The 18290-nt window shown below is 67.7% G+C and carries 19 protein-coding genes; 5 read left to right on the top strand and 14 right to left on the bottom strand.

Annotation, left to right across the window (positions count from 1 at the left end):
• Positions 1 to 41: 41 nt before the first annotated feature.
• Positions 42 to 941 carry a DUF2236 domain-containing protein gene (locus GY812_13935; GenBank protein ID MCP4436582.1) on the bottom strand — a complete coding sequence of 300 codons (900 nt, stop codon included), beginning with the start codon at positions 939 to 941 and terminating at the stop codon, positions 42 to 44.
• A 70-nt stretch (positions 942 to 1011) separates the two neighbouring features.
• Positions 1012 to 1383: a hypothetical protein gene (locus tag GY812_13930; protein MCP4436581.1), complete on the bottom strand. Its 372-nt coding sequence runs from the start codon at positions 1381 to 1383 to the stop codon at positions 1012 to 1014.
• A 321-nt stretch (positions 1384 to 1704) separates the two neighbouring features.
• Between GY812_13930 and GY812_13925 the strand changes: the two genes are divergently transcribed.
• The 3 genes from GY812_13925 to GY812_13915 all read left to right on the top strand — a co-directional run bounded on the left by GY812_13925 (position 1705) and on the right by GY812_13915 (position 4632).
• Positions 1705 to 2862, top strand: coding sequence for an acetyl-CoA acetyltransferase (locus tag GY812_13925; protein MCP4436580.1), 1158 nt, complete (start codon positions 1705 to 1707; stop codon positions 2860 to 2862).
• Between the two features lie 74 nt (positions 2863 to 2936).
• Positions 2937 to 4187 (top strand): diguanylate cyclase, encoded by a 1251-nt coding sequence (locus tag GY812_13920; GenBank protein MCP4436579.1) that lies wholly within the window; start codon positions 2937 to 2939, stop codon positions 4185 to 4187.
• Between the two features lie 34 nt (positions 4188 to 4221).
• Positions 4222 to 4632 carry a Zn-ribbon domain-containing OB-fold protein gene (locus GY812_13915; protein ID MCP4436578.1) on the top strand — a complete coding sequence of 137 codons (411 nt, stop codon included), beginning with the start codon at positions 4222 to 4224 and terminating at the stop codon, positions 4630 to 4632.
• Positions 4633 to 4638: 6 nt separating this feature from the next.
• On the opposite strand, the gene GY812_13910 is transcribed toward GY812_13915, so the two are convergent.
• From GY812_13910 to GY812_13880, 7 genes are all read right to left on the bottom strand, one after another.
• A complete protein-coding gene (locus tag GY812_13910; GenBank protein MCP4436577.1) occupies positions 4639 to 5985 on the bottom strand; it encodes a hypothetical protein in 1347 nt (448 codons plus the stop codon).
• 105 nt (positions 5986 to 6090) lie between these two features.
• Positions 6091 to 7584: an acetyl-CoA synthetase gene (locus GY812_13905; protein MCP4436576.1), complete on the bottom strand. Its 1494-nt coding sequence runs from the start codon at positions 7582 to 7584 to the stop codon at positions 6091 to 6093.
• Positions 7585 to 7592: 8 nt separating this feature from the next.
• Positions 7593 to 8423 carry a carnitinyl-CoA dehydratase gene (locus GY812_13900; protein MCP4436575.1) on the bottom strand — a complete coding sequence of 277 codons (831 nt, stop codon included), beginning with the start codon at positions 8421 to 8423 and terminating at the stop codon, positions 7593 to 7595.
• 25 nt (positions 8424 to 8448) lie between these two features.
• On the bottom strand, positions 8449 to 8871 hold the full coding sequence (locus GY812_13895; protein ID MCP4436574.1) for a dehydratase: 423 nt from the start codon (positions 8869 to 8871) through the stop codon (positions 8449 to 8451).
• A gap of 108 nt (positions 8872 to 8979) precedes the next feature.
• Positions 8980 to 9891, bottom strand: a complete 912-nt coding sequence (locus tag GY812_13890) for an SDR family oxidoreductase (GenBank protein ID MCP4436573.1) — start codon at positions 9889 to 9891, stop codon at positions 8980 to 8982.
• Positions 9892 to 9932: 41 nt separating this feature from the next.
• Positions 9933 to 10970 carry a hypothetical protein gene (locus GY812_13885; GenBank protein ID MCP4436572.1) on the bottom strand — a complete coding sequence of 346 codons (1038 nt, stop codon included), beginning with the start codon at positions 10968 to 10970 and terminating at the stop codon, positions 9933 to 9935.
• Positions 10971 to 10977: 7 nt separating this feature from the next.
• Positions 10978 to 12147, bottom strand: a complete 1170-nt coding sequence (locus tag GY812_13880) for an acyl-CoA dehydrogenase (GenBank protein MCP4436571.1) — start codon at positions 12145 to 12147, stop codon at positions 10978 to 10980.
• A gap of 153 nt (positions 12148 to 12300) precedes the next feature.
• Between GY812_13880 and GY812_13875 the strand changes: the two genes are divergently transcribed.
• Positions 12301 to 13359, top strand: a complete 1059-nt coding sequence (locus GY812_13875) for an NADP-dependent oxidoreductase (GenBank protein MCP4436570.1) — start codon at positions 12301 to 12303, stop codon at positions 13357 to 13359.
• Positions 13352 to 14152, top strand: coding sequence for a phytanoyl-CoA dioxygenase (locus GY812_13870; GenBank protein MCP4436569.1), 801 nt, complete (start codon positions 13352 to 13354; stop codon positions 14150 to 14152). The genes GY812_13875 and GY812_13870 overlap by 8 nt, the downstream gene beginning before the upstream one ends.
• An 18-nt stretch (positions 14153 to 14170) precedes the next feature.
• Here GY812_13870 and GY812_13865 read toward each other — a convergent pair whose 3' ends face one another.
• The 5 genes from GY812_13865 to GY812_13845 all read right to left on the bottom strand — a co-directional run bounded on the left by GY812_13865 (position 14171) and on the right by GY812_13845 (position 18180).
• Positions 14171 to 15406 carry a thiolase family protein gene (locus tag GY812_13865; GenBank protein MCP4436568.1) on the bottom strand — a complete coding sequence of 412 codons (1236 nt, stop codon included), beginning with the start codon at positions 15404 to 15406 and terminating at the stop codon, positions 14171 to 14173.
• Positions 15403 to 15876: a DNA-binding protein gene (locus GY812_13860; GenBank protein ID MCP4436567.1), complete on the bottom strand. Its 474-nt coding sequence runs from the start codon at positions 15874 to 15876 to the stop codon at positions 15403 to 15405. The genes GY812_13865 and GY812_13860 overlap by 4 nt, the downstream gene beginning before the upstream one ends.
• 21 nt (positions 15877 to 15897) lie before the next feature.
• Entirely contained in the window at positions 15898 to 16227 is a 330-nt protein-coding gene (locus GY812_13855; GenBank protein MCP4436566.1) for a hypothetical protein, read from the bottom strand.
• Between the two features lie 85 nt (positions 16228 to 16312).
• On the bottom strand, positions 16313 to 17221 hold the full coding sequence (locus tag GY812_13850) for an SDR family NAD(P)-dependent oxidoreductase (GenBank protein ID MCP4436565.1): 909 nt from the start codon (positions 17219 to 17221) through the stop codon (positions 16313 to 16315).
• Between the two features lie 53 nt (positions 17222 to 17274).
• Positions 17275 to 18180: a haloalkane dehalogenase gene (locus GY812_13845; protein ID MCP4436564.1), complete on the bottom strand. Its 906-nt coding sequence runs from the start codon at positions 18178 to 18180 to the stop codon at positions 17275 to 17277.
• Positions 18181 to 18290: the final 110 nt, after the last annotated feature.

Here is an 18290-nt window from a genome sequence, read left to right as displayed (position 1 = left end):
TGCCGTGTTGCCCGGTGCGGGCTTCAGCGGCGTCGGACAGCTCAGGTGGGCATGGGCAGCCGCGACTGGAGGTCGCGGATCAGTTCGACTTCGCGGTCGCGCAGCGGATCGAGGATTCGTCGGGCACGCCCACCCACCGGGCCCTGCCTCACCGGCGCGGGTATCACGTGCCCGCCGACCCGGGCCGCCTCGCGCACCGGCACCCAGGCGAGCTGCTCTGCGGTACCCCATGAAAGGCCGTGGAGCTTGCGTACGCGGTCGGGCAACGTGCCGACCATCAGCAGGTACATCACCCGGCGTGCGGGCGACACCGGTGCTCCGCCGGGCAGGTTCACAACCGCGATTGCCGCACGGTTGGCCATCTGCAGCACGTGTGGGCGGTCGGAGTGGATGTAACCGAGGTACTTCTGGCGGAACTCCTGCCAGGTTTCGGGTGCCGCGTCGGCAGGCATGCCGAACATCTCGCCGAATCGCCGCCAGTCGGCCCAGTAGAGGGCCTTCTCCTCTTCGGTCAGGTCACGTACGTAGGCCCGGTAGATCGCATAGGCCGATTCGCAGAGCACTGCCATGGTCCAGAACGCCAGCCAGGGGTCGCCGGCGCTGTAGGTGGACCCTTCGGGGTAGTCGGGACCGATGCCCTCGTTGACCTGTCCACTCACTCCGGCATGCATTCGTGCCACGCGCCGGAGGGTCTTGTCAGCCTCGGCGCGCGTTTCGAAGAACACGTCCTCGAATGCAGCCTGGGTGTCGAGCAGGCGGCCGTAGTAGTCGCCGCTGCGGGTCGCCCGGCTGCGCAGGTAGGTGCCGGTGAAGGCCATGGGTTCCAGTGCGCCCACCACGAGCGCCCGTGATCCGTAGAGCGTGCCGACCAGCCGCTCCTCCATCACCATCCGCAGTACGGACTCGCCCTTGGGGAAGTAGCCCCTGTCGACATCGCTCACGTAACCCCCCGTGGATTCTCGAATGTCGTTCAGCTTCAGCCTTGCCGACCGGGGCTGCGCAGTCAACGCCTCAGCTGCGCCTCGAGCCGCGCACGAGCACGGCCGTGGCGGCCACGAGCCCGACCACCAACGGGAACAGCACATGAAGGGTCAGCGACTGGCCGATCCACACGTCGGGAACCCCGAGCATGCCCAGCAGGTCACGCGACAGAAGCACCGGCGTCGCCACACCCGCGGCGGTCGCCGCCAGTATCGGTACGACCCGCCACCGGCCACGGAACAGGTACACCGGCACCAGCAGCAGGGAACACACCGAATAGGCGGCGATCGCGTCGCTCTGGCCAGGCGTGCGGATCTCCGAGTCGTACCAGGACAGCAGAGCCGCGCCGAGCTGGAGCACGTAGAACGCGAGCAGGGCCGTTGCGAGCCCAACCGCAAGCACGCCGGCGCGTGACCGTGGCGGTGCAACGGGCCTTTCGATCCAGGGTGAGGCGGAGTCCGCCCTTCCCGGTAGTTCCGCATCGCGGGCGACGGACCACACAGGGGGCGCTTCGCTTGGGCGCGCGGGGGTAGCAGACCGGGTCTGCGCCTCTGGCCCGGGTGGCGGAGGTGTCCCCGAACCGGCCGGGGTGTCGGACCACTGGCGTCGCATCGATGCAGCTGCGCGCACCGCACGACACTAGACCCGGCTCCCGCTGTGCTGTCCAGTGCCGAGCCACCTGACGCCCGTGTCAGGTTCGGTGGCCTCGGGTAATGTGCGTCCATGCCTCGACGAGTTGCTGTGATCGGTGCCGCCCTTTCCGATGTGGGCAGGGTGGACACCAAGTCGCCGTTCGCCCTGCACGCACAGGCCACGCGGCGCGCCGTCGCGGATGCCGGGCTCACCCGCGACGACGTGGACGGCTTCGCATCAAACGGCACCGGTGCCCTCAATCCGATCGAGGTGGCCGAGTACATCGGGCTCAAGCCCACGTGGGTCGACTCCACGGGTGTGGGAGGAGGCACCTGGGAAGTGATGGCAGGCCACGCGGCCGATGCAATCGCCATGGGCCATGCGGATGTTGTGGTTCTCTCCTACGGCTCGACCACCAGGGCGGATCTGAAGAACAGGCGGCGCCTCGCAAACCTGAACTTCGGCGCCCGCGGGCCGGTCGGCTACGAGGTGCCCTATGGCCACACCATCATCGGCAAGTACGCGATGGCGGCACGCAGGCACATGCACGAGTACGGCACCACCCTGGAGCAACTCGCCGAGGTGGCCGTGTCCACCCGCTACAACGCGGGGTTCAACCCCGATGCCTATTACCGCGATCCCATCACCGTCGACGAGGTGCTCGGCAGCCGGATGATCGCGGACCCTTTCACGAAGCTGCACTGCTGCATCCGCTCCGACGGCGGCTGCGCGGTGGTGCTCGCGGCGGAGGACCGCATCCCCGACTCCGTTTCGGACCCGGTCTGGGTTCTCGGCCACGGCCATCACGCGAGCCATACGACCATGTCCGAATGGACCGACTTCACCGCGGGACCGGCCTCGGTGGCAGGCCCGATCGCATTCGAGCGAGCCGATGTGTCACCCGAGGACATCGACCTCGCCTGCGTGTATGACGCCTTCACATACATGGCAATGGTCACCATCGAAGACCTCGGTTTCATCAAGAAGGGCGAGGGCGGACCGTTCTTCGCGTCGGGAGCGACCCGCCTCGGCGGAGAACTGCCGGTCAATCCCGACGGGGGTGGCCTTTCGGCATGCCATCCGGGAATGAGGGGGCTGTTCCTGATCGTGGAGGCGACGCGCCAGTTGCGGGGGGACTACGAGGCCGCGGATGCACCCGATCGGCAGGTGGCCGACGCGAAGCTCGCCGCGGTGTCCGGCACCGGAGGGTGGTTCTGCTCCAACGGCACCCTGATCCTTGGAACCTGAATCCGCTCTTGGTATGAAATAACTGCAAACCATCTGAAACAACATCTTCCAAGGCACCCCTCTACATTGAATCCATGACCGAGGAGCCACCGATATGGACCCGCGGCGAGGTGCTGGCCGAGATGGGCAACGCGGCCATCTACGCCCGCGACGACTCCGCTCGCGTACAGGAACTGCCCGAGGCACTCGACCTGCCGGAACCCGAGGTGGCCGACACAGGCTGGGAGTCGCACATCCAGACAGTCTGCGAACCGGACCGCGCCGAACTGGCCCGTCTGTGGTGGGATGCGCTCGACAACCCGGGCACCGTCCGATCCGGTCGCCTTCGTCAGTTGGTCGACGGGGTGTGGCGAAGCCGCGAGACCAAGGTGCTCGACCTTCGCCACCAAAATGGTGTCGGTGTGGTGCTGGTCGCCACCACGGACCGGGGCGCGGCGGATCCACCCGAGTCAACCGGGTCGCGGTCCAGCACCTTGGCCGGTCCGGGCGGCTTCGCAGAGCTCGATGTGGCCCGCTTCGAACGCCCCGTGTGGATCCTCCAGGAACTCGATGGCATCGGCCGGGTGCTCGCCACCGAGGGCGATGTGGAGGAAGTCTTCGGACGCACCGCCGACGATCTCGTCGGCAACACCGTGCTGCGTTTCATCCACCCCGACGACCACCCCGCCGGCGTCGAGATGTGGTCCGCCCTGCTCGAGGAGCCGGGCAGCAGCCGGTCCATTCGACAACGAATCGTGCGACCCGACAGCACGGTCAGGTGGATCGAGTCCACGGTGATGAACCGCCTGGAGGTCGGCGGCGCCGGGGTGGTGCTGTCGGTGTCCCACGACATCACCGAAAGACGCACCCGTGAGCGCGATCTCGCCCTGCGCGCCTCGACCGACCCGCTCACCGGACTGCCCAACCGTGCCGCACTCGACGACGCCCTCAGCACGATGTTCGACTCCGGCCCCGCAACGGTCGCGTTCATCGACCTCGACCGGTTCAAGGAGGTCAACGACCGCCTGGGCCACCAGCGCGGCGATGAGGTGCTGCAGGCGATCGCCGGGCGACTCGCAAGCCGCCTCCCTCCTATCACCCGCGCCGAGGGCGCCATCGTCGGCCGATGGGGTGGAGACGAGTTCGCCATGATCGGACCCGGCGACTGCGAGGACCTCTTTCGCAGGACGATAAGGGAGACGTTCGCCGACCCGATCTCGGTCGGCGACGACGTCTGGCACCCGGGTTGCAGCTTCGGGTTCGCTCACAGCTCCGATCACGATGATCCCGAGATGCTGATCCGCTCAGCCGACACGGCGATGTACGAGGCGAAGGAGCGGGCCTGATCAGCGGGCAGGACCCGGTGCTAACCTGACGCTCGTGTCAGCTTCGCCCCGGTTCGACCTCCCATTGGTCGAGAACGAAAACGAGCCCTTCTTCCAGGCGCTCGAGGACGGGCGACTGCTCGTGGGGCGGTGTGGATCCTGTGAGCGGCACCACTACTACCCGCGGCCACACTGCCCGCATTGCTGGTCCGACGACGTCGAGTGGGTGCCGGCCTGCGGTCAGGCGACGCTTTACACCTGGTCGGTCATCCACACCAACGACCTGCCTCCCTGGCCCTCCCGCGTGCCCTACGTCGCCGGCGTCGTCGAACTCGCGGAGGGACCCCGGATGATGACCCACATCGTCGGTGCGGAGGGCGACGAACTCAGCATCGGGATGCCGCTCGAGGTCGAGTTCGTAGACCTCGACGAGGACCTGACGATCGCTGCGTTTCGTCCGGCCTGACAGCTCTCAGCGGACCTGGAGCCAGCCGTCATCCTGGGGCCCGGCCTCGGGCCGTGCCCGCATGTCCCGGGCATCGATGAGCTCGAAGTCCGACAGGCGCATCGCCTCGGTGCCGTCGGCTCGCCACTCGATGCGGCGCAGGTCGACGCCGTCCCAACCGGGCGACATCTCACCGAGGATGTGAACTCCGGCCTGCGCCAGGGTGTCCACCGGGCCCATCGAGTCCACCACGATCATCCCGTGCCGCTTCAGGGCCCGCACCACCTCCGTGGCCTGCGGACACTCCTGTTCCGGGCAGTCGAGGGCGAAGTCCGAACGCAGACGGAGTCGGGCCCCCATCGGGATCGGACCGGCACCCTCAGGGGCCTCGGCGAAGGTGCCCGGCTCACCGAGGCCATCGCTCTCCGTTGCCGGCCACACCGGTTCCGCTCCGATCACGTTGCGCGGCAGCACGACGCCGATCGCGTGGTCGATTCCGGCGGCACTCTCGATCTCCTCGAACCGCACGAGACCGCCGACTCCCGAGAGCCCCGAGCCGCCACGCGCCGAGCCACGCTTCTCGGTCGAACCATCGCAACCGGGATCGAAGTGGGGGTTGAGCGGGATGTCAGGGCAGGGTCCCTCGCCCCACCAGCGACTGGCGCGGCGGTTGTTGCTGCGCAGGTCGAACTGGCTCGAACGGTTGGCCGTCATCCCGCCGCCGGAGCGCAGAAGCAATCCGCTGAAGCCGATGAACTCCGATGCCACACACGCTTCGGTGTCGAGCACGTACAGCCGGTTGTCCGTGCGTGGATCGAGTGACTGGTTCGTCCACTGCAGCTCCCCGGGCGCCGGCGCTTCCAGGTCCAGCCACAGCTGGGGTGTCGCGGCCGGGCCCATCGTGACCCGGTTCGCGTCCGAGGCCCGTGCGCTGCCGAGGTTGGATGACAGCAGCCAGTTGGACGCCACCGAAATCGGTTGCACCGAACTGTTGGCCGCGGGCACCAGGTTGAGGCCTTCGCCCCTGTCCGGTCGGAACGTCGCGCGGGCCGGACCTGTGGCTCCGGCCAACAGGACCGCTGCGGGATCGTCGGCAGGCACGGTCGGCACGTCGGGCCCGTCGATCACCGAATGCCACACGTTGTCGGCGGGAAACACCGAGCATTCCGACCCGGCCACGGTCCCGATCGCGCTGGCCGCGTAGCCGCCATCGATTCCCCCGGGTTCGAACCGGGGCTGCACCTCGACAAGGCCCGCTGCACCGGTGCTGGCAGCCGGGGGGTTCGCGGATCCGTCGCTGCCACTGCTGCGTGCGATGCCGACCGCCAGTAGTGCGCCCAGCACCAACATTGCGGCGACGGTGGCTGCAGCCACGACTGCCCTCGTCCGCGTTGTGGTCACTTGCCTCCGCTCCGTCCGGGTCTGTCGACCCAGTATCGCCGCACGGCCGCAGGCACGCGCCGAACCCCCGCACCCTGCTCAGGTAGCGATCCTGTTGACCGATCCGTCGGCACGCAGCTCCAGTTCGTCACCCACGCACTCGCGGGCCTCCCAGTCGGCCATCAGCGATGCGTCCTCCGTGCGGGCATACGCGCGTGACCCGTCGGGCAGGTCTACGACGCCCAGTCCCCAGGCAGCCTCGCCGTCGCGGCCGTGCACCACCGAGTATGCGGCCAGGGTGGCAGCGCCCTGAGCCGTGTCGGCGATCGTGAGGTCGGGATTGGCAGCATCCAGGCGCGGCTGCACGTCATCGGCACCGGGGGCACCCGCGCTGCACGGATCGCCTCCATAGACCGCCCAAGTGTGCTTGGTCATGTGCATTCCGACACCGCTGACCAGACCGAGTGACCCGGGATCGTTCCGGAGTCGGTCGACCATGGTGCAAACCGCATGGGACATGTAGTTCGATGCCGGGCCACCGCAATAGGGAAGGCCGCCGGTCACGGTGAACCCCCGTGGGTCGTCAGCGGCCAGTCCCAGCGCGTCACGGGCGAAGTCGACCGATGAAGCGAAGCATGAGTAGAGGTCGAGGTACGCGAGGTCATCGACAGCACAGTCGGCCACTCGCAGCGCCTCGGCGGATGCCGCCGCCATCGCCGGTGACCGGGCAAGGTCGGGATGCTCGGCCACGTAGGTGGAATCGGTCGCGTGGCACCAGCCGCGCAGCGGCACCCGGCGATCCAGTGGCACGCCGAGGCGGTCCGCCTCCTGCCACGATGAAATGACAGCTGCCGCCGCCATGTCGACGTCCATCACCGCAACCATCGTCTTGGTGTAGGGGTAGCCGACCATGCGGTTGCCAGCGGTGGGGGTGATCAACTCGGAGGCGCTTCGCTCCCGGGGGAACCAGGCATACGGGTTGGCAGCTGCCACCTCGGTCATGGGAGCCAGCAGCTCGCCCAGCGCCTGTCGGTGATCCCGGGGCGGCGTGCCCAGTGCAGCCCTGCGGGCGATGTCGCGAACGGCGAAGGTGAGCCAGGCCTGGAACACCTCGTGTGCGATCTCGGTGGGGTGAAACGGCGCTTCGAAGGGCATGCCCGGCGGCTCGGGGTGCCGGTGTGACCACGACGGGCGCTCGCCCGCCTTCTTCAGGCGCCGCTTGGTGTCGAGCGCCTCGGCCCCCGCCACGACCTGTAGCTCCGACTCCCCCGTCGAGATGCGGTCCGCGGCAGCGCCTAGGAGTTGCTGACCCATGGTGCCACCCATGCCGGCGTTGTTGAGCCTGGCCGGGTTGATGCCGACCGTATCGGCCAGCCGGCCAGCGGGATCGTCGTAGGGCCAGGTCATGCAGTGCACTACGTCGAGGCCGTCCACGGCGGCGGCCAGGTCGCCGGTGGCCTGCGCGTCTGCCATCGCGGCAGACACGACCTCGGCCTGCATCGCCAGCGGCTCCGGAGCCTGCTCCTCGCCGTCGAGGTGCCATGTGCGCTGAGCGACCCCGATGATGCAGGGAACCCTGGGGTCGACTGCCATCGCTGCGGCTACTTCGCCTTCCAGACCGGGTCGCGCTTGTCCTTGAAGGCGGCCGGGCCTTCCTTTGCGTCCTCGGAGGCGAACACCACCTTGGACAGGTCGGCCTCGATCTCGTAGGCCTCCTCGAGGGTGGTGGCCGACCCACGGATGACGGACTCCTTGGTGGCCTGTACGGCGAGCGGGCCGTTGGCGAGGATCCGTCGTGCCCAGCCGGCAGCGGTCGGCATCAGGTGCACGGCGTCCACGATCTCGTTGATGAGCCCCAACTCGAGTGCACGCTCCGCCGGGAAGGCCTCCGCGGTGAGGAGGAACTCCATGGCGGCGGGGAACGGGATCTGGCGTGGGAGCCGGGCGGTGGTGCCGCCGCCGGCGAACAGGCCGCGCTTGGGCTCCATCACCCCGAAGCTCGCGTTGGGTGTGGCGACCCTGATGTCGACTCCGCCGAGCATCTCCATCCCACCGGCCACACACGGGCCGTCGACCGCGGCGATGATCGGCTTGTAGATCCTGGTGTCGCGCAACACGGCGCGCGTGCCATCGCTCAGCCGGCAGCCGTCGATCTCGGTGACTTCGCCCTTGCCGATCTCCTGGGCCAGCTCGGTGACCTGGGGAATGTAAGTCTTGAGGTCCGCACCCGACATGAAGTTGCCCGGAACGCCCGTCACGATGGCGAGCCAGATGTCGTCGTCGTAGCGGAGTTCCTTCCACGCGCCGGCAAGGTCGCGGAAGTGGAACATGTCGAGGGCGTTGCGCGTCTCGGGGCGGTCGATCGTGATGAGCATCGCGTGCTCGATCACCTCGCCGTCGATCTCCGGGTTCTTGTCGACGTGGATCGTCATGGAGTCCCCCGCCCAGGCGGTGTCGTCAGTCGGCTGCGGCGGTGGCGGTGCCCTGCACCTTCACCTCGCCGTCGGCGTTGGCGAGGGAGCAGTCGAAGTCGACGAGCTTCTCGCCGCCGTCCTCGCGCTTGGCGGTGACGACGACCTTGGTCGTGAGCACCTCGTCGGGCCAGGTCTGCTTGGTGAACCGCACCGAGTAGCTGCGCAGGTTGCCCACACCCACGTAGTCGGTGAGCGCCTTTCCGAGGATGCCCATGGAGAACATGCCGTGACCGAACACGCTCGGAAGGCCCGCTGCCTCGGCCTTGGTGTCATCGTGGTGCATGGGGTTGAAGTCACCGGAGGCGCCGGCGTACTTCACGAGGTCGGTACGGTCCAGCTTGTGGCTGAACTCGGGCGCCTCGTCGCCCTCGCTCACATCGTCGAACTTGAGTGCCTGCTCGGCCATGGCGGTACCCCCTGGGTCACTTCGAATTCCGCACTGTAGTTGACACGTGCGTCAGTCTGAATCGGTCTGTCGTGCCTGGCGGTGTGAACTGTGGCTCAACCGGCAGGTTCACGAGAAGATCTCGCGGGCAGCCATCATCTCGCCGGAAGCGTCATCGGGGATGACGCAGGGCTCGGTGGCCCTGATCGCGTCGAGGTTATCCACGACGTCCTCCGGCGTGGGCACGTGCCCCTTGCCACCGAACCAGCCGGGGCCCAGGCCCACGAATACCCTGGCAATGCGGCCGCCACCGACGCTGAACACCTCGTGGCTGAGCTCACACTGCTCCGACGCCAGGTAGGTGACCAGGCCCGACACCTGCTCGGGTTGCACCGAATCCGCCATGGGCCCCATCAGTTCCTCGGTCATGCGGGTCTTGGCCAACGGGGCGATCACGTTGGAGTTGATGTTGTACTTCTTGCCCTCGACCGCGATGACGTTGGACAGCCCCACGAGGCCCATCTTGGCTGCCGCGTAGTTGGTCTGGCCGAAGTTCCCGAACAGCCCGGCCGCGGAGGTGGTGTGTATGAACCGGCCGTATCCCTGCTCCTTCATGGCCGCGTAGGCGGGGCGGCTCACGAAGAAGGCCCCCTTGAGGTGCACGTCGACAACGCCGTCGATCGCCTCGGGCGTCATCTTCGCGAATGACATGTCACGCAGGATCCCTGCGTTGTTGACGACCACGTCGACCTGGCCGTATGCGTCGAGGGCCGCCTGCACGATCGCCTCGCCGCCATCGGCTGTGGCGACGGAATCGTGGTTGGCCACGGCCACGCCGCCAGCTGACTCGATCTCGGCCACGACCTTGTTGGCAGCGCTCTCATCGGAGCCCTGCCCGTCGGCCGTGCCGCCAAGGTCGTTGACGACGATGCGCGCCCCGCGCTGTGCCATGAGCAGCGCGTGGCAGCGGCCGAGGCCCCCACCGGCACCGGTGATGATGACCACCTTGTTGTCGAGTGAGACCGGGTCTGTTTCAGCCATTGCTCTGTCTTGTCCTTGCCTTGTGGGTTGTTTCGTCGGCGCTAGAAGATCAGGTCCGCGATCCTGTCACGGTGCCAGTCGGCGTCGCCGAGAATGTGGTCCGAGCCGTAGGCCCGGCGAAGTCGTAGGTGCAGGTCGTGCTCCCACGTGTAGCCGATTCCGCCATGGGCCTGCAGCCCCTCGGTTGACCAGGCCCGCGCTGCGGACCCCGCCGAGGCCTTGGCCACGTGGACCGCGTCGTGACGGTCCGGGTCGTCCGCGTCGATGCACATGGCCGCATAGGCGACTGCTGCGGCAGCCCGTTCGTGCGCCAGCGCAGCGTCCACCAGCTTCCACTGCAGGCCCTGGAACGAACCGACCGGCACACCGAACTGCTCGCGCTCGGACACGTAGGACACAGTGGCCTCGCGCAGCCAGCGCGCCACGCCAACCAGCTCTGCGGCCAGTGTGACCGTGGAGCGCTCCAGCGCACCGGCCAGGGCACCCTGGTCGACGACCTCTCCTGGGGGCCCTTCGCCGACGGCCACGTCGAACAACGGCCTCGAACGGTCGAGCGCCGCCACAGGAACCGCCTGCACCTCGCCGGCACCCACCACGGCTACGCGTACTTCACCCCCGTGACCCGATCGGACCACCACGATGCGGTCGACCACACCTGCGTCGGGCACGAGGCACTTGACCGGCTCTGCATTCGGGGCCCATACACCGTCACGCCCTGCGATTGCGACCGTCGCGGTCAGCTCCCCCGCCGCGACCGCATCCGCCGTTTCGCCGCTTGCACCGCCGGCTTCCACTGCGCGAAGCACCGGCAGCGCCAGGGCGCTGGAGGACCACAGCGGCCCGCCGAGCACGGCCGCACCGGCCTCTGTGATGAACAGGCACTGGTCGACCACCGACTCGTCGCCCAGGGCGAACCAGCCGCGCAGGTGGGCGTCGAACGCCTTCGCCATCGCATGCGGGCCATCTGGGGTGGGGTCATAGACGGCTTCGCGCAGCAACGACGACGGGAACTCGGCTTCGAACAGCGAGCGGGCGGTGTCGGCGAGCAGCTGCTGTTCGTCGGTGAGGCTGAAGTCCACGGCGCCGCTATCCCCTGGGCAGGCCAAGGACCTGCCCGGCGACGATGTTGCGCTGGATCTCGGAGGTGCCTCCGCCGATCGTGGCGGCGAGGCTGATCTGCCACGAATGCTGCCAGCGGCCCTTTTCCTCGGAGAACGCCGGATCGGTCACGGTTGCGTACGGGCCCTGCAGGTCCATGCCCAACTCGTAGATGCGCTGGCGCAGTTCGGAGCTGGCGAGCTTCATGAAGCTGTGCTCCGGGGCCGAGGACCCCTGGGCGAAGCTCGCGAAGCCCTTGTAGCCCATCGCCCGCAACGAGCGGACCTCCTCGTGCAGCTCGGCTATGCGGCGCCGGATGACCGGGTCGGAATCACGCCCCAGCCGCTTGGACATCGCCACGAGGTCATCGATGCCTCGTTGGGCGGAAGTGACCCCCTCCACCCACAATCCGCCCCGTTCGTGAGCGAGCGAGCCCATGGTTATGCGCCAGCCCCCGTTGAGCTCTCCGACGAGGTTCTCCGCCGGCACGACGACATCGTCGAAGAACACTTCGGCGAACTCGGCAGATCCCGTGATGTGGCGCAGCGGGCGCACCTCGATGCCGGGCGTGTCCATGTCGATGATGAGCACCGATATGCCCTTGTGCTTTCGGGCCTCGGGGTCGGTGCGCACGTAGCAGAAGCACTTGGAAGCGATGGACGCGTAGCTGGTCCACACCTTCTGACCGCTCACGACGAACGTGTCGCCATCGGCCACGGCCCGGGTGGACAAGGCTGCGAGGTCACTGCCCGCATTGGGCTCGGACATGCCCACGCACCAGACCGTGTCGCCGCGGATCGCGGCGGGCGCGAGCGCCTTCTGCGCGTCGTTGCCGAACTCGAGCAGCGAAGGCCCGACGATCGCATATCCGCCGAAGTGCACAGATCGCGGGATCCCGCGGCGGCCCATCTCCTCCTGGAACACGAGTGTCTGAAGCGGTGTGGCGTTTCGTCCGCCATGCTCCGGCGGGTAGGGCGGGATCATCCAGCCGTTGTCGAACAACGTGGCCTGCCAGTCCACCGCCCACTGGGGGAGGTCGCCGGCCTCAGTACCGATCCAGTCCCTGCCGCCGGCTGCTTCGGGTGGCGCGTGCGAATCGAGGAAGGCGAGCAGTTCGGAGCGGAACCGCTCCACCTCGGCATCCCAGGTGAGCTTCATGGGCCGAGGCCAGGCATGCCAGGGGTGCTGACCCGCCGATCTGGAACTGACACGGGCGTCAGGTTAGACCGTGCGACAGAACCGTGCTCAGGGACCGCCGCTGATGTGCAACGGTGTGCGGCGAAGCAGTGCGCAACGAGCAAGGATCCGTCCATGAGCGAACCACCCACCGTGCCTTCGACCACGCAACGGGTACTGCTGCGCAAACGGCCCGACGGCTTGGTGGCCGAAGACGACGTTGAGCTCGTGACCGAGCCGATGCCGGAGCTGGCTGACGGCGAGGCGCTGCTGCGCAACGAGGTGATCGGCATCGATGCGTCGGTTCGCTCGTGGCTGGGTGAGGGATCCGGGTACCTGCCACCGGTGGAGTTGGGTGACGTGGTTCGCTGCTCCACGATCGGCCGGGTCGTGGCCACCAAGTGTGACCGGTACGCCATTGGCGACATCATCACCACGCTGGGCGGGTGGGAGGACCACAGCGTCATCCGCGACGACTTCTTCTCGACATTCGTTTCCGCCCCCGACCCCGGGTACGACCTCGAAGCCTTCCTCGGCCTCTACGGCTCGACCGGGTGCACCGCGTACATCGGAATGCTCGAGGTGGCCGAAGTCGCCGAGGGTGAAACGGTCGTCGTCTCCGCCGCCGCCGGCGCTACTGGAGCAGCCGCGGCGCAGATCGCCAAGCTGAAGGGTGCACGGGTCATCGGCATCGCCGGCACCGACGAGAAATGCGGCTGGTTGACCGACGATCTGGGCCTCGACGGTGCAATCAACCACCGCACCGACGACATCGTCGCGAAGCTCAAGGAACTGGCGCCGCAGCGCGTCGACGTGTTCTTCGACAACGTCGGAGGCGACGTACTCGACGCGGTGATGGCCCGACTGGCGATGCATGCCCGGGTCGTTCTCTGCGGCCACATCTCCAGCTACGACGACAGCGACCTTCCGCCCGGGCCGTCCAACTACGTGAAACTGATCCAGCAACGAGCCACGATGAAAGGCTTCCTGGCCTTCGACGAGGTGCCCAGGTTTCCCGAGATCGGCGAGGAGCTGAGGGCCTGGCACGAGTCCGGCCAGATCGTGGTGCGCACCGAGCGGTTCGAGGGTCTCGAACGGGGCGTCGAGGCGCTCAACGCCATGTTCACCGGTGCCAACACCGGCAAGATCGTGATCACGGTCCCACACGACGGAGACGACCGAGCGCATGACTGAGACCGCAGAGCAGCACCTCGAGGAGATCCGCGACGTTGGCTACACCGTGCTTCGAGGCGTGCTCACTGCCGCCCAGGCCGACGAGTACGCAGCTGACCTGGCCCGCGTGGAGGCCGAGCTCGCCACGGCGGCCGCCACCAACGACTTCGAGGGCACACACACGCTTCGCGTCTACAACCTGCTTCGCCACGGCGAGATGTGGCAGCGCGTGCCCGTGCAGCCCCGGCTGCTCGAGGTGGTCGACGGCGTACTCGGCCCCGGATGCCTCCTCTCGAGCCTGTCTTCGATCCGCATCCAGCCCGGCCAGACGGCGCAGCCGATCCACTCCGACGACCAGGTGCTTCCGGTTGCGCAGCCGGAACCGCCGGTCGTGTGCAACTCCATGTGGGCGCTGACCGAGTTCACCGACGCCAACGGTGCGACCCGGATCGTGCCCGGGTCGCACAAGGGCGACAAGCCCGAGTTCGGCCAGTCGTACGACACGGTGCCGGCCGAGATGTCCAAGGGCGACGTGCTGGTCTGGCATGGCCGGATGTGGCATGGCGGCGGAGCCAACGACACCGGGGCCGACCGCATCGGCATCGCGATGAACTACTGCGCAGGCTGGGTACGCCAGCAGGAGAACCAGCAACTCGGCCTCCCAATCGACCTCGTACGCACCTTCGAGCCGCGCCTCCGGGAACTCGTGGGCTACGGGACCTACATGGGGCTCGTCGGCCACATCGAGAAGCAGACCGCCGACCAGGTCCTGTGTGGCGAAACCGAAGGCCAGATGGTCTGGGACCTCACCTGAGGAGCGGGCCGCGGGCAGTCAGCTGGTGAGCAGGAACGAGGATGCCAGCGGACCACCGCCGGCCGCGGCGATGCCCACCTCGGGGGTGCCCCCATCCGGGCGGCGGCACTGGCGCTCGCCCGCCTCGCCCCAGAGCTGCAGGCATGCCTCGTGCAGGAATCCGAATCCGTGCAGCCGGCCTGCCGAGAGCTGGCCGCCGTGGGTGTTGAGAGCCACCCCACCAGAGGAGCCGCAGGCCTCGCGGGCGATGCGTTCCCCACCGTCGATGAACTGACCTCCCTCGCCGTGCGCACAGAACCCGAGGGCCTCCAACCAGGCAAGTGTGATGAAGCTGAACCCGTCGTACAGCTCCGCCACGTCGACGTCGCCAGGCGTGAGGTCGGTGCGCTCCCACATCATGGCCGAGGCGTCGCGCAAGGCCATCGTGGTGAGGTCGTCGAACTGGTCCCAACTCGGCCGGCCACGCAGCGCCGTGCCCACCGCTTCGATGCGCACCGGTGCCCTCGATCGACCCTCGGCCGACTCGGCGCGTGACACCACGATTGCCGTCGAACCGTCGGCCGGAACGTCACAGTCATAGAGACACAACGGCTCCGAGATCATCCGCACCGACATGTAGTCATCGAGGGTCATCTCGTCTGTGTAGATGGCCTTGGGGTTGAGCTGCGCGTTGCGTCGGGCGTTGAGTGCGATCCAGGCCAGCTGTTCGCGGGTGGTGCCGTGGTTGTGGAAGTGCAGGTTGGCCATCATGGCGATCCAGTTGGCAGCCGACGCGGCGCCGAAGGGCAGCGTCCACTGCAGGAACCCCTGGGCGCGGTACGTACCGCCACCTCCACCCATGGTCACCGACGCCCGACCCTTGTCACCCTGCGCTGATGCCTCCCACACCGTGCGGAAGCACACGACATTGTTGGCCAGCCCGGTCGACACGGCTGCGACAGCGTTGGCAACGGCTCCGAGCTGGCCCGGGAGTTCCAGCCCGCCGCTGAACCAGTCGAGTTCGAGACGAAGTGCGTCCTGGAGCTCCACGACTCCGACGCCGGAGAACCCGGGCGGCGTGTTCATGTTGCCCGGGTATGTCGAGATGCCGTCGATGTCGGCGAGCGAGAGACCCGCATGTTCCACTGCCTCGAGGGTTGCGTCGATGGTCATGGCGAGCGGGTCTTCGTAGATGCGGCGCCCCACGTTGGACTGCCCCACGCCGGTGATGACAGCCCTGCGCTCACCTACCTCTGGCGGTGGGGTGGCGTTCATGACCCGGGGCCTTCGTCTTTCTCGCCTGCGGGTTCGAACATCGGCAGCCACACGTTGCCGCGGCTGTCGGGGTACTCGAGGAAGGTGACCTTCACCGTCATGTCGAAGTCCACCTCGGAGGGCTCGCAGTTCACGATGTTCGTGGTGAGCCGCAGGTCCGCCTGTTCGGGCAGCTGCACGATCGCAACCGCGTACGGCGGATCGAGGTTGGGGTACCAGAGCTGGTGGTTGACCGTGTAGCTGAGCACGGTGGCCTCCCCGGACACCGCCTCGGGTGACACGTCCCGGCCGAGGCACTCAGGGCAGATGGGCGCAGGCGGATGGATCCAGTAGGCGCAACGCGCACAGCGCAGGATCCGAAGCTCACCCTCCGCACCGCCACGCCAGAAGTGCTCGTTGTCGACCGTGACCGCAGGCATCACGCGGAACGGGGTCTCGTCGCCGGCGTCCGCTGTGGCGTCAGCGTTCATCGTCGCTCCGACATGACGTGGTCAGGACCCGGTTCCGCCCGCCTCGTAACCCTCGCGGGCAAACGGCAGCATCTCGCGGGCGGGCACCAGTCCGAAGCTCGGCTGCGTGAGCATCAGCACGCCGAGTACCTCTTCCCATCTCGCGCCGAACTCGGCGGCGAGCATCGCGTGGCGCCGCACGCCCGGCCCGTGCCGGAGGCTCGTCGTGCACGCCAGGCGCACCAGTTCCTTGGTCTTGTTGTCGAGCGCCGGAAGGTCCTCCAGGTCTGCCAGGTAGCCGGACAGCGAGTCGGTGGCTGCCGGGAATGCCTCGCTCATGCTCGGGAACTCGTCGCGGAAGTCGTCGGTCATTGCTCCACCTCACCTGCGGTGCCGATGAGCGGCACACTACAGACCGTCGCCGGCACCGTGCGCGGGCCAGGCACTCCCCCGCGCATCAGCCGCGCGCCGTGTCCTGGCTGAGCCCCTTGGGCATCACCATTCCGACCTGCTGCATGTGCTGGCCGAGCATCGTGTCGAACTGCTCCGCCACCGACTCCACGTCCCAGCCGCCGTCGCGGTGCATCCACGCAATCGGCTTGGGGTGCTGGAACAACGTGTAGCTGAAGTCGGTACGTCCGAACACCTGGCCGTTCACCCCGGCCGCCCGGTCGGATGCGAGGTAGGCGACGAGCGGAGCGTTCAGCGAGGGATCGAGGGTCGGTGGCACCTCCTCGGGCTCGCCGTCCTCGGACAGCTTCGATGTCATGCGGGTGATTCCGGCGGGCGCCAGCGCGTTGACCGTGACGCCGTACTTCGCCAACTCCAGCGCCCACACGAAGGTCATCCCCATGATCCCGGCCTTCGCCGCGCCGTAGTTGGTCTGGCCGAAGTTGCCCCTCAGGCCGGCCGACGACGTGATGTTGATGATGCGTCCGTGGCCGGCCTCCTTCATGATGGGCGCGGCGTGGCGGGCCATATTGAAGGTGCCCTTCATGTGCGTACCCACGACGGCATCGAAGTCCTCCTCGGCCATCTTGACCAGCGTGCGGTCGCGCACGATGCCCGCGTTGTTGACAACGATGTCGATCTGGCCGAACGCGTCGGTGGCGGCGGCGACTATCCGCTCGGCACCGTCGAAGTCGGCCACCGAATCCCGTGCGGCCACGGCACGCGAACCGATTTCCTCGATCTCGGCGACCACCTTCGCCGCTGGGTCCTCGCCGGTGTCGTCACCGCCGAGTGAGACTCCGACGTCGTTGACCACCACCGCCGCGCCCTCCCGCGCGAGGGCGAGCGCGAACTCGCGCCCCAACCCGCGCCCGGAGCCCGTCACGACCGCCACACGTCCATCCAGGATGCCCATGGCGGGCGACTTTACCCGCGTTTGCTGACATGTGTGTCAGGTCATCGCGGGGCTCAGGTGGTGCCGAACCACTCCACGAGCTTGCGGGCGATCGTGGCGCCCTGGTCCTCCTGCAGGAAGTGGCCTCCGCCCTCGATGGTGGTGTGAGGTTGTCCCTTCGTGCCCGGCACGAGGTTGTGGAACACCCTGTCGCCTCCGCCCGTAATGGGGTCGGAGTCACTGAACGCAACGAGAAACGGCTTGTCGAACTTCTTCAGCACTTCCCATGCGGCAACCGTGTCGGGTACCGCTGGATTGTCCTCTTCAGCGGGAACGAGCGCCGGGAAGATCCTCGCCCCTGCCTTGTAGGACTCGTCCGGGAAGGGGGCGTTGTAGGCCGCGACCACGTCGTCGGGCATCTCGTTGACCGTGGCCATCTGCAGGATGCCGCCCGCATCGAAGTCCGGTGTCGTGGTGGCGAAATCGCGCCACATGACGAAGGCATCCGTGGCCCCCTCGCCAATGGGCATCCCCGTGTTGGCGACGCACACACGGTCGAACCGATCGGGCGACTCCGCCACCAATCGCAGGCCGATCAGCCCACCCCAGTCCTGGCAGAACATCGAGATGCCCTCCAGGTTGAGGTGGTCGAAGAGCACCGATCGCATCCAGGCCACATGGCGGGCATAGGTGTAGTCGGACTGATCGGTCGGCTTGTCGGAGCGACCGAATCCGACGAGGTCGGGCACGACGACCCTGTAGCCCGCCTCGACCAGGATCGGAATCATGGTGCGGTACAGGTAGGACCAGCTCGGTTCGCCGTGCATGAGCAGAACCACTTCACCCGAGCGCAGGCCTTCGTCCAGGTAGTGAACCCGCAGCTCGCCGCCGTCGCCGTCGGGGATCTCGAGGTAGTTGGGCTCGTAGTCGTAGCCCGGCAGGTTCTCGAATCGCTCGTCTGGGGTGCGCGCCTTTTCCATGCGCCGCACGGTAGCCCCGAGGGGGCTCTCTGCAACGACGGGAGCGGCCACTCGGGTGTTGCGTCGGTCGTCTAACCTGACGGCCGTGTCAGTGCCGCCACCCGGTGACA

The organism is Actinomycetes bacterium (assembly GCA_024222295.1).
Classification (GTDB): Bacteria; Actinomycetota; Acidimicrobiia; order Acidimicrobiales; family Microtrichaceae; genus JAAEPF01.
The sequence above is the reverse complement of the archived record's forward strand: the minus strand, read 5'-3'. Positions and strand labels throughout refer to the sequence as shown.

Coding starts and splice junctions, on each gene's coding strand:
- GY812_13925 (MCP4436580.1), top strand. CDS start 1,705: ATGCCTCGACGAGTTGCTGTGATCGGTGCCGCCCTTTCCGATGTGGGC.
- GY812_13920 (MCP4436579.1), top strand. CDS start 2,937: ATGACCGAGGAGCCACCGATATGGACCCGCGGCGAGGTGCTGGCCGAG.
- GY812_13905 (MCP4436576.1), bottom strand. CDS start 7,584: ATGGCAGTCGACCCCAGGGTTCCCTGCATCATCGGGGTCGCTCAGCGC.
- GY812_13900 (MCP4436575.1), bottom strand. CDS start 8,423: ATGACGATCCACGTCGACAAGAACCCGGAGATCGACGGCGAGGTGATC.
- GY812_13895 (MCP4436574.1), bottom strand. CDS start 8,871: ATGGCCGAGCAGGCACTCAAGTTCGACGATGTGAGCGAGGGCGACGAG.
- GY812_13890 (MCP4436573.1), bottom strand. CDS start 9,891: ATGGCTGAAACAGACCCGGTCTCACTCGACAACAAGGTGGTCATCATC.
- GY812_13880 (MCP4436571.1), bottom strand. CDS start 12,147: ATGAAGCTCACCTGGGATGCCGAGGTGGAGCGGTTCCGCTCCGAACTG.
- GY812_13875 (MCP4436570.1), top strand. CDS start 12,301: ATGAGCGAACCACCCACCGTGCCTTCGACCACGCAACGGGTACTGCTG.
- GY812_13870 (MCP4436569.1), top strand. CDS start 13,352: ATGACTGAGACCGCAGAGCAGCACCTCGAGGAGATCCGCGACGTTGGC.
- GY812_13865 (MCP4436568.1), bottom strand. CDS start 15,406: ATGAACGCCACCCCACCGCCAGAGGTAGGTGAGCGCAGGGCTGTCATC.
- GY812_13860 (MCP4436567.1), bottom strand. CDS start 15,876: ATGAACGCTGACGCCACAGCGGACGCCGGCGACGAGACCCCGTTCCGC.
- GY812_13855 (MCP4436566.1), bottom strand. CDS start 16,227: ATGACCGACGACTTCCGCGACGAGTTCCCGAGCATGAGCGAGGCATTC.
- GY812_13850 (MCP4436565.1), bottom strand. CDS start 17,221: ATGGGCATCCTGGATGGACGTGTGGCGGTCGTGACGGGCTCCGGGCGC.
- GY812_13845 (MCP4436564.1), bottom strand. CDS start 18,180: ATGGAAAAGGCGCGCACCCCAGACGAGCGATTCGAGAACCTGCCGGGC.